This window comes from Brevundimonas naejangsanensis (assembly GCF_000635915.2).
In the GTDB taxonomy this organism is placed as follows: Bacteria; Pseudomonadota; Alphaproteobacteria; order Caulobacterales; family Caulobacteraceae; genus Brevundimonas; species Brevundimonas sanguinis.
Window position 1 is genome coordinate 1,183,257 of sequence record NZ_CP015614.1, and the last position, 14,727, is coordinate 1,197,983.

11 protein-coding genes are annotated in these 14,727 nt (G+C 63.3%); 6 read left to right on the forward strand and 5 right to left on the reverse strand.

The annotated features are described in order from the left end of the window. Positions 1-24 precede the first annotated feature (24 nt). Positions 25-2,040 carry a TonB-dependent receptor gene (locus DA69_RS05645; RefSeq protein WP_025977036.1) on the forward strand — a complete coding sequence of 672 codons (2,016 nt, stop codon included), beginning with the start codon at positions 25-27 and terminating at the stop codon, positions 2,038-2,040. Positions 2,041-2,488: 448 nt separating this feature from the next. Here the strand turns inward: DA69_RS05645 and DA69_RS05650 are convergent, their stop codons facing one another. Genes DA69_RS05650 through DA69_RS05660 form a run of 3 tightly spaced genes read right to left on the reverse strand, consistent with a single transcriptional unit; the run spans position 2,489 to position 6,121 of the window. Continuing rightward, the gene (locus tag DA69_RS05650) at positions 2,489-3,520 is read right to left on the reverse strand and encodes a nucleotide kinase domain-containing protein (RefSeq protein ID WP_025977035.1); all 1,032 of its coding nucleotides are present in this window, start codon (positions 3,518-3,520) and stop codon (positions 2,489-2,491) included. Next, positions 3,520-4,464 carry a class I SAM-dependent methyltransferase gene (locus DA69_RS05655; protein WP_201105644.1) on the reverse strand — a complete coding sequence of 315 codons (945 nt, stop codon included), beginning with the start codon at positions 4,462-4,464 and terminating at the stop codon, positions 3,520-3,522. Before DA69_RS05655 ends, DA69_RS05650 begins: the two co-directional genes overlap by 1 nt. 22 nt (positions 4,465-4,486) lie before the next feature. Further along, on the reverse strand, positions 4,487-6,121 hold the full coding sequence (locus DA69_RS05660; protein ID WP_025977033.1) for a thymidylate synthase: 1,635 nt from the start codon (positions 6,119-6,121) through the stop codon (positions 4,487-4,489). A 127-nt stretch (positions 6,122-6,248) separates the two neighbouring features. On the opposite strand from DA69_RS05660, the gene DA69_RS05665 reads away from it, so the two are divergent. Both DA69_RS05665 and DA69_RS05670 read left to right on the forward strand, forming a co-directional pair. Next, positions 6,249-7,391: a toll/interleukin-1 receptor domain-containing protein gene (locus DA69_RS05665; RefSeq protein ID WP_082891451.1), complete on the forward strand. Its 1,143-nt coding sequence runs from the start codon at positions 6,249-6,251 to the stop codon at positions 7,389-7,391. Beyond that, entirely contained in the window at positions 7,388-8,281 is an 894-nt protein-coding gene (locus DA69_RS05670) for a hypothetical protein (protein WP_025977031.1), read from the forward strand. Before DA69_RS05665 ends, DA69_RS05670 begins: the two co-directional genes overlap by 4 nt. Before the next feature lie 34 nt (positions 8,282-8,315). Here the strand turns inward: DA69_RS05670 and DA69_RS05675 are convergent, their stop codons facing one another. Together DA69_RS05675 and DA69_RS05680 are read right to left on the reverse strand one after the other, a co-directional pair. Then, complete coding sequence (locus tag DA69_RS05675) at positions 8,316-8,966, reverse strand: hypothetical protein (protein ID WP_025977030.1); 651 nt, start codon at positions 8,964-8,966, stop codon at positions 8,316-8,318. Next, a complete protein-coding gene (locus DA69_RS05680; RefSeq protein WP_025977029.1) occupies positions 8,966-9,454 on the reverse strand; it encodes a TIR domain-containing protein in 489 nt (162 codons plus the stop codon). Before DA69_RS05680 ends, DA69_RS05675 begins: the two co-directional genes overlap by 1 nt. Positions 9,455-9,996: 542 nt before the next feature. Between DA69_RS05680 and DA69_RS05685 the strand changes: the two genes are divergently transcribed. From DA69_RS05685 to DA69_RS05695, 3 genes are read left to right on the forward strand one after another with little or no spacing between them, the layout of a single operon-like run. Beyond that, positions 9,997-11,712: an SIR2 family protein gene (locus tag DA69_RS05685; RefSeq protein ID WP_025977028.1), complete on the forward strand. Its 1,716-nt coding sequence runs from the start codon at positions 9,997-9,999 to the stop codon at positions 11,710-11,712. Beyond that, the gene (locus DA69_RS05690; RefSeq protein WP_025977027.1) at positions 11,709-12,293 is read left to right on the forward strand and encodes a hypothetical protein; all 585 of its coding nucleotides are present in this window, start codon (positions 11,709-11,711) and stop codon (positions 12,291-12,293) included. Before DA69_RS05685 ends, DA69_RS05690 begins: the two co-directional genes overlap by 4 nt. Next, positions 12,290-14,716 (forward strand): AAA family ATPase, encoded by a 2,427-nt coding sequence (locus tag DA69_RS05695; RefSeq protein WP_025977026.1) that lies wholly within the window; start codon positions 12,290-12,292, stop codon positions 14,714-14,716. Before DA69_RS05690 ends, DA69_RS05695 begins: the two co-directional genes overlap by 4 nt. The last annotated feature ends 11 nt before the right edge of the window (positions 14,717-14,727 follow it).

Here is a 14,727-nt window from a genome sequence, read left to right on the forward strand (position 1 = left end):
AGGTAGCGTCTCAGGAGAAGTAGAGTGCTCGAGTCTCAGCCGGTTTCCGTGGACGAAGTCGCGGTCACAGCGGCGCGTCTGCCGCCGGCGGCGGGGGAGGCGGCCTTTTCGATCGTGCGGCTGGATGGGCTTGCGCTCGATCGGTCGACGCGGCTGGACGAGGCTCTGGCCAGCGTGCCTGCGGTCTCCCTGTTCCGGCGCACCACCAGCCTGTCCGCCAATCCGACGACGCAGGGGATCTCCCTTCGCGCCATCGCGCCGTCAGGGGCGGGGCGCACCCTGGTGACTCTGGACGGCGTGCCGCTGAATGATCCATTCGGCGGCTGGGTCCTGTGGTCGCAACTGCCGACCGAGGCTCTGGAAAGCCTCGATATCGTGCGCGGCGCCGGGGCCGGTCCCTATGGCGCGGGCGCGCTGACCGGGGTGATCCAGCTGCGCGAACGGGAACGCGGCGGCGGGGTGGACGCCTCGATCGCCGAAAGGGGCGGGGCGCGCCTGGCCGGGGCGGGCGGGCTCGACGCCGGCCCTCTGCGCCTGACGGGCTCGGCCCTTTATGAGACCAGCGACGGCTATACGCCCGTGCGCGGCGCGGCGGCCGGGGCGGCGGACACGCCGCTGGATCTGACGAGCAAGGCGGCGGCGCTGCGGCTGGACGCGCCGCTGGGCGAGGCCCGTCTGTCGCTGCGCGCCTCGGCCTATGACGAAGAGCGCGGCTCGGGCCTCATGGGCGCGCGGTCCAGCGCCAGCGGCCACCTGCTGTCGGCCACGGCGGCGAAGCGGCCGCAGGACGGCGACTATGGCTGGCGATTGCAGGCCTGGCGACGCGCGAGCGACTTCGCCAACACCTCCGTCGCGGTTGCGGCGGACCGCAACGCGACCACGCCCGCTAATGATCAGTATGAGACGCCCGCAACCGGCTGGGGCGTCAACGCCGCGCTGCGCCGCGCCTCGCGCAACGTGGCGGGCGGACGGCTGGAATGGGAGTTGGGCGCCGACGCCCGCTTCAACGAAGGCGAGACCCGCGAACGCTTCCGCTTCATGGACGGCGCCTTCACCCGCGACCGCGTGGCGGGCGGCCAGACCTCGGTGGCGGGTCTGTATGCCGAGGCGTCGTGGCGCAACGATCTGTGGCTGGTGGCCGGGGGCCTGCGTCTGGACGGCTGGAAGAACAAGAACGGCCGCCGTCTGGAGCGTGATCGGGCCGTCGAAGCGGCGACCCTGGACGAGACTGACCCCGACCGCTCAGGCGAGGTGATCAGCGCACGTCTGGCGGCGCGGCGTTTCCTCGGCGGCGGCTGGGCGGGGCGGGCGGCCGCCTATTCCGGATTTCGGCCCGCCACCCTGAACGAGCTGCACCGCCCGTTCCGGGTCGACAACGACCTGACCGAGGCCAACGCCGCCCTGGTTCCCGAGACCCTTCAGGGTGCGGAGGCGGGCCTGGCCTATGAGGGGCCGATCGCGGCTTTCGGCGCGACCCTGTTCTGGAACCGGATCGAGGACGCTATCGTCAACGTGACCATCGGCGAAGGGCCGGGAACCTTTCCACGCGCGGGCTTTGTTCCGGCCGGCGGCGTGCTGCGCCAACGTCAGAACGCCGGGACCATCGAAGCGACAGGGATCGAGCTGACGGCGCGCCGCAGCCTGCCCGGCGGTCTGAGCTTGGACGGCGCCGTTTCCGTCACCGACGCCCGCATGGACGGCGGCTCGGCGGCGCCGCAGCTGACGGGCCTGCGTCCGGCCCAGGCGCCGATCTGGAGCGCCACAGCCGGCCTGGACTGGCGCGCCGGTGACCGCCTGACCCTGGCCGCCCAGGCTCGTTATGAGAGCAAACGGTTCGAAGACGATCTGAACAGCCGCGTTCTGGACGCTGCTGTCGTGGTGGACGCGCGCGCCGAATGGAGGCTGACGCCCGCCGCCATGATCTGGGTCGCCGCCGACAACCTGTTCGACGAAGCGGTCGAGGTGTCCGAGACGGGAACGGGTGTCGAGGGCTACAGCCCGCCGCGCACCCTACGCCTGGGCCTCCGCTGGAGCTATTGAGCGTCTCGACGGGCCGGGTTGCAAGCTCGTCTGGATGGCCTTGCGAACGGAGCCGCTACGCGCGAAGCACGTTTTCGGCTTCATCCATCCCGTCGTCCGCGTGGGACGATCCGGCCAGGATCGGATTGGAGGGGGAGCCTTCGGGTCATTCCCATTTCACAGACTGCACATGTTCGGAAACTGTTGCAGCCATAAATGGCTGAATTAACACCGAAAATAATGCAGTTTGAGAGAAGCGGCCGTTGCGCTCGGCGACAGCGCTTGTGTTGCAAACCTCAACGCGCTCAGGGCGGCTGCAGAGGCGCGATGGGCACGAAACACTAGACGTAGATAGGTTGTGGATAAACGCTAGAAGCGAAGACGGAGGTCCGCTTCTGACTCAAAGCGGCCCTCCAGAACAGCCGCTTTTGGTCAGGGTGACTGCCCCAAACTGTGGGCTGCTCGCTAGCTAGGCGCTGGCGAACAAGTCCGGCTGGGCCTGCAGGGAGCCTGCAGGCATGGTTCGTACAGGCGGCGCGAGCCGCCACTTCGGTGGAAAGAAGAGTTCAAGCGATGTCGATGAGGGACGGTAGCGAGCCTTTATCCGCGACCGATTGCTTGCAAGCTCGGGCGCGGCCTCTCTGCAGTATTTATCGGTCTCGCAGAAGAGACCCTGACAGTCGATTGCATGCAATGGCCGCCCGAACAGGCCAAGAAATGGCAGATCTAGCCGCTCGAACTCAGCCTCCTGCTGGTCGACCATCAATTTGATCGCTTCGGAGGGCGTGTAATCGCCTAAGTCCTCGAATACTTTGGCTAGGCCGCGCACAGCTCCCGGCCCGGCCTGCGTATAGTCATTCTCACTGAAATCCGTGAGTTCGGAATAGTTGAGATCAACTGCTGTCTGATAGGCCATAAACGGACCCATGAGAGGGTAGCCCTCAAGCGTTCGGACGATGCTCTCGAAGGCGTTCGCGCCGATCAGCCGATCCGCGACGGCGTCCTGCACGAACATCTTCTCAAACAGGGCGGCATGGTTGTGATGTTTCTCGTCGTGCCCAAACGCCTTGTTCGCGCACAAAATGAAGGCTCCTGTGTACAGGCCACCGTCCTCGCGCTTGATCTGATTGAGCGCGGCAACAAATCTGCCGTCCGCCAAGTCTTGGATACGCGGTGGCCCGTCCAAAAGCGTTGTCAATTTCTCCCAAGTACGGATCTTGCTGAAGGTCCTAAAGGCGACGATCTGAAAGGCGCGGTCAGCGGGACTGCCGGCGTCCTCGGCGTAGCAGACGTTCCGGATCATATACTGCGAGACTCGATCAGCCGCACGGTACACGTTGCAGAATTTAAACTCCTGCAGGATGGGATCGTCGGACCAAGGCGCGCATTTGCCCGCGAGACGACGTTCGAACGCAGCCTGCCGTCTAGAGGCGAACCGCCAATACAGCTCGTAAACGCCGCGCCGAGGCTTCGGCTTCTTGCGTGTCTTGATGACTATCATCACGAGGACTGCCGAAGAAATACGCCGGTGCCGTGCAGGTTGAAGAATCGGGGGTCGCCGAGAAGGCGCTTGGCGGCCACGCGTTCGCCCAAGGTGTACAGAAAACGGTCCACACCGGTGAAGTGGTCAAACACTATGGCGCCGCCAGGGACGATCTGATTTTGAACGGCATCGAGCGCTGCGGTCGCCGAAGTATAGTTGTCGGTATCGATGAACGCCAGCACGATATCCCGGTCCGCCAATCGGGATGCAGTTTTGACGATATCGCCGGAGATGATCTCGACGTTTCGTCCCGCGAGATACCGGCGCGCTGCGGCTTCGTCCAGAAAGACGCAGTCTGGGTGGGAATACATGTCCAGAGGACTGCGGGGCGAGGGAAAGCCGTCGAAGGTGTCAAACCCGACGACCGGCCAGTCCTTGCCCAGGCGCTCGGCGAAACGAGAGAGCAGCATGGTTGTCCCACCCCGGAACATTCCGAACTCCACGATCGTCCCGTCGAGGCCCAAGCGCGCGGCGTTCTGAAGGACCTGCCATAGATGGATTAGGCAGTTCGGATATCCGTTCGCGAAGGAGGGCACGAGCGCGTTGGCGGTTTCTTGCTCAAAAGTCGGATCACGGTATCGGAAGTGATCGAACCCTCCAATGAGCAGCCGAACGCTCGCCTCGATGTAGGGTAAAGCCGCCTCGATCAGCGCCTCCTTGCGCTTGTCCGAAGCTACGATCAGGACCTCGGGGCGATCGCGCACCAGCGCCTCCATCGGTCGGCAGCGGAGCCCGGCTTCGTGAGGCGTGTCGTAGACCCCTGTCAAACGGGCGCCCAATCCCCCAGCGTTCAGCCAGGCCTCGATATCATAGGCGGCGGGGCCGACGCCCAGGATGCCGAGAGTGTCGGTCTCGGGGCGAGCTGACAGCTCCTGCTTGAGAGTTTCGAGCAGCGTCGACAAGTCGTCGGGGCTCATATCAATGCTACGCGGCGGTGGGGGTTTCATCTCGCGTACTCCATTGACGAATGAACGCCGAAAGGACTTGAGGCTGAGACTGCGCGATCGCCCCGACCAGCCGCGCCGCATGAACGCGCAACCGCCCTGCCGCGGCGATGCGCGCCTCGAGGTCCGCTTCCGCTTCGACTTTGGGCCATAGGTCTTCGAAGCTGTCGACCGCCGCTGCCAACTCTCGGTCGACCTCGTGGTCGGGCGAAGGCGTCACCCCCGCATGGCGGAGCGCCACGGTGAAATCGTCGTCGAGATCACTATAGGCCCTCGCCGCACCTTGCAGGCCGATGCGCTCAGCCAGCGACGGAACCTGTTCCGCTAGAAACAGCTCATATTTGAGCGCGTACACCACCAGGTCGATTGCCGTGTCGAAGAGCGTCTCACCGGCGAGATCCACTCCAGAGCTGCGGAAGTGTCCGAGCCGATCGACCTTGCGCGCAATGTTGGGGAGAATGCTGATACGCTCGCCGCGCCGCTTCCAAGCCGCGCCGTAACCCGCGTTTTTCTCTCGATGTAAACAATCCATAGCCTGAATTAGACCATTAGTGAGGGAGGGCCGGTGCGTCGCCCGAGCGAAGTAAGCGCGCGCGCAGGGCTGTGGGATGTCGTCCAGCAAGCTCGGCAGACGCCGCGCCAGGCGTTCATAAGTCGCCGCGGTAAAATCGTCGTCCGGGCACGCATGAAGTTCGTTCTTCAGCCTGTCTTCCGTCCAGATTTCGGCTCCCCATTTGAGGCGAACTATCCGAAGCGAGGCGAGGAGGAATGGATCCGACGGCGCACTGTCGATCGGCCAGATGTCGGGGTCTTGGCGAACGCGCGCTTCGGCCGCGAACCATTCTGCAAGGGCGGCATCCATACGGTCGTGGGCGACACCCAGCCGCGGTGTCGCGACGTTGAAGTCGTACGGCGTCACGCCGGGAAACGCGTCCACGACTGCGGCCGCGCGTTCGAGATGCCGGTCACGTTCGTAAATGTGGAACGAGGAGGCCAGGAAATAGGTCGGGCCGGGTTCAACGCCTAGCCAGTTCGCCAACAGTTCCTGGAGGACGCTCCACTCGAACGCATTGATGCCCGAGAACCCCCACATCGCGTCGTTGCTGCGTACGGCGACATTGAGCAGGAGACGGCCGTCTCTGATCAACCAGCTCAGCCAGTTGTTGCATGGGATATCCTGGGAGGTACCGAAGTCGGACCCGGGATCGAACAGGCTCATGACTGCGCGTCGGGTAGCGTGGTCGGTGCTTAGAAGCCGAAAGACTTCGGCCAGCTGGTCGACCCCCTGCCAATCCCTGAGCCGCGGTCCATATCCCGCACGCCACACCATGCCGTCGTCGGAGAACTGGGCGGCGCGAGGAAGGTAATGGATCAGCCAGTCGAGGTCGTTTCGCCCCGCAAGGACCCAGAGACACTCGGCTACCAAGGCGAACGGATCACCCAGTCGCCCCGGTAGAAACGGAAACCGTTCCTGCGGGTGTTCGATGAGCGTGCCTCGCCCCAGCACTTCCCGCGTGGCTTCTCCGCGGACCGAAACGGTCTTGCCGTCTGTCAGTACCGCCTCGAAACCACCTACGGTCGCGTAGCTGATGTTGCGGTACCGCTCCGACTTCATCGAGATTGCCCCGTCTGCCCCACGCAATCTCTACCAGAGGTTTGATTCTATGCAGCCGTAAAGTAAGCCAGAAGTTGAGCCCACCCGATATCGATGGGCGATCATCACCTCCACCGGCGGGTAGCCCATGATCGATCATCTTCGCATACATGTTGTCTGGCCTGACGGCTCGTCGGAAGGCGCGCGCGTCGCTGAAATGATCTCCCGACATTTCGACGGGATCGGAATGGAACGGGACGGCGTGGCTTATCGGGTGCCTGTGCGCTTCGCGAGCGCGCCATGGCGTCCGGGCTTGCCCTTGCCGAGGCCCGTCGACCTATCGCGCGCGGATCACAACGCCGTAGTGCTCCTGCATGACGACTTCATGGATGAACAGGCGTCGGAGTGGGACCAGTTCTTGCAGTCGACACGTGCGGCCATGGAGGCGCGCGGCAACGCTGACGTCTACATTCCGTTCTGTGACTATAGCGGCAGCGCGATCCCCGCTTCAGACAGCGGGCGGAACACCCAGTATGTCTACAGAAAGGGCTGGACTGGGCTGAATGAGATCGCGCGGGACAAGCGTCTCTTACTCCATATCCTGGTCCAGATCCGCCGGCACCTGCGGAAGCTCAGCGCCGATGATCGCGACGAGCCGCTGTTCGTAAGCCACGCCAAAGCGGACGGGGACACCGCGGCCAGGGAAATCGTGGACTATGTTCAGTCACCGGGCCACGACGTGCCGCTTCACACCTTCTACGACGCCATGGAGCTGAATCCGGGCGAGGATTTTAAAGCCCGCTTTGACGCCGAAATCAGCCGGGGAACTCTGATCGCCATCGTTTCGGACGTTTACGATTCCCGGCCCTGGTGCGTGTTTGAGCTGACGACCGCCAAGCGGCACAGGCGGCCCATCGTCTTGGCAGATATCGGGGGGGTGCGGGTCAGTCGAACCTTCCCGTACGGCGCGAATCTCCCCCGGGTTCGTCTTGACGCTGGCGGGCCGGTCGGATCGTGGATCGACCCCCTGCTAGTAGAAGCCATGTCCGAAGGTTTGCGCTGCGACGTCTTCCTCGCTCAGGCTGCGAAGGTTGCGGCGGCCGCATCGGAGGTCTTGGTGATGCCGCGTCCGCCTGAGCTTTTTGATGTGATCGACGCCGAAGTATGCCCAAGAGTGATCCTGTATCCTGATCCCCCGCTGGGAGACATCGAGGCCCGGCTCGTAGTTCGGGCGATGGCCGCGATGCGAAGTGACAGCGAACTGAAAACCTTGGGCGAGTATCGGGCATGAAACTGACCGGATGGAAGGTCGCCCTGTCGATCAGCGATGCGCCCGACCGTGCGCGTCTGGGCTTCCCTGAGCGGGAGGTCGAACGGGCGCTCCTAGCGGTCTGCACCGCGATCATCCGCGAAGGGGGCGAGATCCTCTATGCCGGCGACCTGCAGCCCGAGCACTTCACCTTCAAGATATTCAGGCATCTCGCGGGCGCCTATGCCGGAAGCCGGGAGACAGCGCCCTTCCTGTACGTCATCGCTGAGCCGATCGCCCGGCGGACCCGGTTCGGCGACCTTATCGCAGCACTGAAACTCGCTCGCAGCGTAGCGAGCGTCCGGCTTTCGATCGCAGGCAAGCTGACGTCTGTGCGGTCATCAGGTGATCAGTTGATCGTCGGCGCGGTCGGAGAGGTCCGGCAGACCATATCCAATGAGGCGGAATGGGGCGGCTGGCTGAGGAGCCAGGCTGGGCGGTCTGACACCGAGGCCTACACCGCAGTCCGGCAGGCGATCGCGGCGGAAGCGGATGCCCGGTTGGCGATGGGCGGGAAGATGGGCGTGGTCGGGCTGGCGCAAGACCATTTCGAAGGTCGAATGCCAGGCGTCATTGAAGAGGCGATAATGACTTTGGAGGCGGAAAAGCCGCTGGTTCTGCTCGGAGCTTACGGCGGTGCGACGCGGGACTGTGCCATCGCGCTCAACCTGATGGAGCTTGCTGCCCGTGTCCCGCGTGGGGCGCAGCAGTCGGGGTATGATGACGGGATCGCGCGGATTGCGGCGCTAGGTGATCGGATACCAGCGCCGCTCAGGCCTGATCTTCGAGACATCGCCAACGACGATCGGAGCGAGCCAATGGGGTTCGCGGTCTGCGACCTGTTGACCCGCTGGCGCGCCGCGCTTGCCTAGCCCGCCAACCGGATACGCAGCCGGATTGGCGGGTCTAAACCATGCGCTGACGCGTCGCCGAGAAGCGTTTTGACGACGAATCAAAATTGATTGGGTCATCAAGCGGGATGTTGTCGTGGGCGTCGACCTGAGGCTTGAGCCAGTCAATCAAGCTCTCCGCTTCCGCCAGAGCGTACTTGCGCATGTCACGCGGATTTCGCGCATAATTCAGATTGGCTAGGATATCGGCCGGCACCGCCGGGGCTGCGGCTCCGAAATAGATGAATCGCTCGGACAGCAGCACCCGGTTGACCCGAGTGTCATGCGCCGTGTTCAGCGGGCATTGGGATCCATCTTCAAGGCTGTGAACAGAATCCTCTTGCACCCACGGAGCTGCCGGCTGGTCCCGATGATAGATGTTGTCGCCGACCTGTTTCTTGGCGGACCCGTTCCGCCTGGATTTTCGGGTTTCGAACTCAGCGTCGGCCCAATACTCGTCGAAGGTTATTGACCGCGTGACCTGCATGGCGAATACGCAACGCAACGCAGGGCGCAGTTTCGTGCCCGTCAGACCGACGATCCAGTCTCCATCCTTCGCGCCCGCACGGATCGCCGGCTTGCAGCAAGCGAGACTGCAGATTCCCCCGAACGGGTTCGGCGCGAAGCCCAGGTCATAACTGACAGCGTACAGGTACACGCTGGTCATCAGGCGGCGCACCCCCGCGAGCCGACACGAGTACCCCTTTCGACGCCTGTCGGCGTTTCCTGCGGGTCGCACCGCCCTTCGATGGCACCGATGATGTTCTTGGAATTCCACGCTACGACCGCATCCCCATACTTGTCCAAGGCGGGCGGGATGTCATTTTCTGTGCCGCCATGTTCGTAGACGCCGACGATGCGCTTGCCCAGACGATTGGCCATCTCGATCTCCCAGTTCACCCATGGGCGCTTGTGGGTATTCTTGCCGATGACGACCACGACCGTCGAAGCCCACGACATCTTCATGCGCAAGAGACGCTTGAGCGTCCTCTCGGCGATGAGACCTTTACGAAGCTTCTCAGCATTAGCAGGCTTGGCGCGGATGGAGCTGTTGCGGATCTCCAAAGCGTTCCGGCGGAGCATGTTGGTCAGGCTGGTGACACGAGCATCATCCGCGTGATGATGGCTGATGAACACATGGCGACGCTTAGCCATCGACTTCGTTCCGTTTCAATGCCTTTAGACCGACACCGACCATGTACTACATTTGTTCTTGAATGTGAATTAGCGGACGGGCCAGGCTTTCCAACGTCGCGCGCGGTTCTTCTTGGAGAGGGTCGAACGGAGCGGCTTGGGCAAAAGGACATCATGGCCATCGCCCAAGAAAAGGGCTGCATTCCGGCGTCGAACCAATGACCGCTTTTGGCGCATCGGCGACGTCATGCTGCTGCAAAACCTGACTCAAAGCGGCAGTCCGCGATGTCCGCTGCCAGGTTAAAGGCAACCAAAGTGTGGAGGTCCGGACCTGACTCAACGCTGGAGTTGGGACATTCCGCTCTGCAACTGTGCGTCGTCCAAGGTCGCGGAATACAAGGCGAATTCTATCTGTGTGTTTCATGCTTGGTCCAAACCCAGAGCCGGCGGCTAGCAAGCATCTGTGAGTGAGCCCCGAGGCTGTTCGTCACCGTCAGGTCGGGACGACCGATTTTGACACAGGGTCCGATTAGGATAAGCTTTCTACCTCAGGGGGAACACGTTTGGCCGCGAACACGATTACTCTTCCCGAGGCGCTCGCCCTTCTCGACGGGCCCCACGCCGCCGTCGTCAGTGAGATCGGATCGGCCGGCTACACTCTTTGGCTGGGGTCCGGAATCTCTCGCGGCCGCGTTATCGGACTGAGCGGATCGGACGGCGTGATCGCCAAACTCATCGAGTTCCTCAGAGCGAAGCGGACCGCGGCTGCGGACTGCAAGTTCAATCAGGCGCTGGAAACCTTGTTGACGCTCGCTGAACTCGACGTGGCGCAACGGGCCGCCCTGGATCTCACCGTGCCCGTGAAAGAGTGGCCTGCCGACCAGCTCAAACCGATCGTGGGGCGGCTGTGGAACAAGTATTCGGAGGTCCTCTCGATCGACATCGAGGGCGAGAAGCAGGACTTCCTGCTCTGGACCGGTCTCGATTTCCCCAACACTTTCGCCGACCAGGATCCCGACCTGGAGCATCTGGCGCTGGCCATCCTTGTTCTCGAAGGCGTTGCGCCTCAACTGGCCACCGCCAACTGGGACGGCCTGATCGAGGGCGCCATCGTCGAGCTTGGCTATCCCAAGGAACACCTCGCCATCACCGTCACCGGCGATGATCTGCGCAACGCCGCAGGCGCGGCAGCCAAGCTCTACAAATTCCATGGCTGCGCTCTTCGCGCAATCGAGAGCGAGGCGATCTACCGCCCGCTTTTGATCGCGCGTTCCGGTCAGATCGGGCGGTGGAAATACGAGAACGCTTTCACGATCGTCCGGCAGCAGCTGGGCGCGCTGATCCAGACGACCCGAACCCTGATGATCGGCCTGTCTGGGCAGGACGAAAACATCCGGGACATGTTCCAGAAGGTCGGCGGCGATAAGCCTTGGCCGTGGAAAGAACCGCCCGCCGTCGTGTTCTCGAACGACGCCCTGACTCAGGATCAGAAGGACATCCTGGAAGGGATCTATAGCACCGAAGAGTGGTCGGAGAGCCGAACTGATATCTGCACCTCCTCCTTGATTGAATCCTACGGTCGGCCGCTGTTGCCGGCGATCGTTCTGCACATCCTGACCCAGAAACTGCAGGTGCTGGCGTCCGATGCAGCCGCTCCGAATCTTGGGCCCGACGATCGTGAGAGATTGGACAACGGAATCGTACACCTCCGGGACAAGGCGGCGGAGGCTGGCCAGTCCGATCTCCTGGTGTTGATGCGCCATGTCGCCGCCGCGGTCGCCCGGGTCCGGCACCAGGTTGAAATCGGCGAGAGCCCGGCCGGACGCCTCAAATATTTCCCGATGTCGAGCGACCCGGTGCCCCGGATGAAGGACGCCATCGGGCTGAAGGCGACCGGCCAGCGCGAGGCTGCGACGGCGCTCGGCGTCATCGGCGACATCGCCAGCACCGGCGACTGGACGATCGACCTAGACAATCCGGAGAAGACCACGAGTGGTGCGCTGCGCATCGGGACTGACGGGGCAGCGGCTCGCGTCTTCTTCGCGGCGAACGACCACGTCATCAACGGCTTGTTGGAGGCCGGTGCGTTCAACGAGTCCGATCCGGACGTGGTGGTCGTCAGCGCGGCTCCGTTGAGGACACGGCAGACCCGGTCGCCAAGCGGCGTCTATCGCAACGCCAAGCCGCAGGCGCGCTTCATCGAGTTCGGTCCGATGCTGGCCAAGGCCGCCAATACCGACGATCTGGTGCGCTCGTTCCGTTGGGAGGCCGCGCTATGAGTACGACGGAAGACGTTGTCCGCATCCTCAAGGAAGACGGCGGCTACAAGGAGTTGCCCAAGCCTCTGCGTGTGGGCTCCCAAGACTTCGATTTCACCCATGCTTTGGTCGCCGGCGAGCGCGCCAATGACCTTGTCGTCGTCATGGAGGTGCGGAGCGACAAGAGGGATGAAGATCTCATCCGGCGTGTTCTCGGCCTTACGCGTGCCCTGGATGTCCTGCAGTCCAAACGCCCCGTCACCGCCGTTTTGACCTCGGGTCAGACCACCCCCGAGACCTTGAGGACGTTGAGCCAAGTCTGTCGGGTGCTCCCGATCGGATCCCAGATCGGCAAGGATGCGGATCGTGCCGTGCGTGACTGGCTCTCGGTCCTGTTGCCGCTCGAAGGCCCCTCCAGCGCGGAGGCTGTTCTCGTCTGGGAAGCGGACCTGACGAAGGCTCTTGCAGAGCAAGAGGACCAGGAACTGGTCGCCCAGTTGATCCAAGCCAGCTACACAAATGCCGAGGCCGTCGAACTGGCTTTTGCAGCGAGCATCAGGGCCGCTGTTCTGCCCGTGCTCGACGAAGAGAGCGCCGCATGACGCCCCGTCTCAAGAATCTCGTTCTCAATGACTTCAGAAGCCTGAAAGGGCCTGTTGTCGTTCCCCTCGACGCCCAGGTGGTGCTCGTCCATGGCTCCAACGGCATGGGCAAGACCAGTGTCCTGACCGGCATCGAACTGGGACTTACCGGCCAGATTTCCCACCTGGCCGAGGCGGGTAAGCCTTACCAGTCTCATATGGCGCACGTCGACGTTGGTCATGGATCCATCGAGCTCCAGACGACGGCGGCGCTCGACGGCGGGCGAACCTCTGGAAGCGTGACGTTTGGTGAGACTTTCACCGCCGCGCCCCTCCTAGATCCCGAACAGGCCAAGTTCTTCGCCAATCGCTGCTACCTGCCTCAGACCGCGCTCAGCAGGCTGCTTGAGCTCTACGATGACCAGTCGACCGGATCGTCATCCCGGCTGACCCAGTTCGTGAATGAGCTGCTGGGGCTCGATCCCCTGGACGCCCTGATCGATGGCCTGATGTCGGCTCACAATGTCACGCGTATCAGAAACGTCGTGCCCGAGTATCGCCGCTTCGAGGGCTTGGTGAACGGTGTGAACCAAGACATCGACGCGATCCGCAAGAACGCCGAACTCGCCGAGGCGAACTGGAAGGAGCGCCGTTCGGCGCTGGACGACCTTCTAAATGAGGTCGATCCGCTGCTCGAGCTGCCCGAAGACTTGGAGGAACGTCGCGGTTTCGAGATGGATTCCGGACTCGAGGAAGCCGAACTCGGTCTGGTGGGGCGGCTGCAGGCCAATCTTGACCGCGTGCGACAGGCCTGGGCCCAGCGCGGAGAGGGCGATCCCGCCGCGCGACGCGCAGAGCTCGAACAAACGTTGGACGCGACGTCGAAAAGGCTGGCCGAATGGCAGACGACCGACGGCGCGCGGTTCGCAGACATCGAAACCCTGCTCGCGCCCATCCTTCCCGACCTGCCGCCCTTTGCCACCGACCCAATGAAGGCGCGCGATCAGGCGGAAACCCGGGCGCGCGCCGAGACAGTGAGATGCCAGGCCCTGCTGACGCTCGCGAAAACGGCCGCGGACACACTGACTGCCGTGAAGGCGACCATTCAGCGCGCCAATGTGCGGATCGCTGAAATCGACGCTGAACTCGCCAAGAGCGCGGCCGACGCCCAGTCTCTCGCCAAGGCGCTGGCATCCGTCGCGCCGCATGTTCATGACGAGACATGCCCGGTCTGCGCACGCGATTTCCAGGAAGAGAAAAAGGGCTCGCTTTCAGCGTTCATCGCGAGCCGGATCGCTGATCTGACAAGCGAAGCGAGCCGTCTTCAGTCGCTGGCGACTGAGCGCGCGGCGGAGTCCAAGCGCCTGGCCGAGGCCCAGCGCCAGCAGCTCAGCTCCGAACGCGAACTGCTTCCAGAGCAGGAGCGAGCTGACCTGGCGAGCCGGATCCCCAAACTGAACGGCGCCCTGGTCGATCTGGCGGCCATGACAGTCAATGCTCGCGTGGGGGCGAGCATCATGAATGATTTGGCCTCCGCGCGCTCCCGGTTGAATGCGATGAACCGGATTCAGGATGACACGGCGTCCGCAGTCGCCGGGGCGGATCAGATCGTGCGGGACATCACTTCGACTGAACTCGCGGCCTACCCGACCGTGGCGGAGGCGTTCGAGGTGGCGGCGTCCACCCTATCGCAGCGCGCCGAACAGGCCGAGGCGGACTTGAGCGCGCGTAGCCGGGCACGATCGCTCCTGAGCATGGAGGTAGAGGCGGCCGCGAGGCTCAAGCGTCTGCGCGCCGAGTTGGCGGTTCAGGAAGCCAAGGCCGTCCGGATCGCAGCGGCGTCCCAGACCGCCAACGCCAGGCGCTTGACGAGCAGAGCTGTGGCCGATGCTGCGGACAAGATCCGATCGTCTCTGGTGACGACGGTCTTCAACACCTCTCTGAACAACAGATGGCGCGACCTGTTTGTGCGGCTGGCCCCAACCGAAAACTTCGTGCCCGCCTTCGAACTGAAGACCGTCAAAGGCAAGACCGAGGCGCATCTGAAGACGCTCCACCGATCTGGTGTCGGCTACGGTAACCCGGGGGCAATGCTCAGCCAGGGAAACCTGAACACGGCGGCCCTGACCCTTTTCCTAGCCTTGCATTTGTCCGTGCCCGCCAAACAGCCGTGGCTCATTCTCGACGATCCTGTGCAGTCGATGGACGATGTCCACATCGCTCAGTTCGCCGCCTTGCTCCGGACCCTGTCCAAACGCCTTGGCCGCCAGATCGTGATCGCCGTGCATGAGCGCGCCCTGTTTGACTATCTGGCTCTGGAGCTCAGTCCAGCCTTTTCGGGCGATAGTCTGCTCACGGTGGAGATCACCCGCGGTCCCGATGGAATGAGTTCGGCCGATCCGAAGGGTTTCGGCTTTGAAACCGATCAGGCGATCGCCGCCTGAGGACGTTGGCA

Coding starts and splice junctions, on each gene's coding strand:
- DA69_RS05650 (WP_025977035.1), bottom strand. CDS start 3,520: ATGATAGTCATCAAGACACGCAAGAAGCCGAAGCCTCGGCGCGGCGTT.
- DA69_RS05660 (WP_025977033.1), bottom strand. CDS start 6,121: ATGAAGTCGGAGCGGTACCGCAACATCAGCTACGCGACCGTAGGTGGT.
- DA69_RS05665 (WP_082891451.1), top strand. CDS start 6,249: ATGATCGATCATCTTCGCATACATGTTGTCTGGCCTGACGGCTCGTCG.
- DA69_RS05670 (WP_025977031.1), top strand. CDS start 7,388: ATGAAACTGACCGGATGGAAGGTCGCCCTGTCGATCAGCGATGCGCCC.
- DA69_RS05675 (WP_025977030.1), bottom strand. CDS start 8,966: ATGACCAGCGTGTACCTGTACGCTGTCAGTTATGACCTGGGCTTCGCG.
- DA69_RS05680 (WP_025977029.1), bottom strand. CDS start 9,454: ATGGCTAAGCGTCGCCATGTGTTCATCAGCCATCATCACGCGGATGAT.
- DA69_RS05690 (WP_025977027.1), top strand. CDS start 11,709: ATGAGTACGACGGAAGACGTTGTCCGCATCCTCAAGGAAGACGGCGGC.
- DA69_RS05695 (WP_025977026.1), top strand. CDS start 12,290: ATGACGCCCCGTCTCAAGAATCTCGTTCTCAATGACTTCAGAAGCCTG.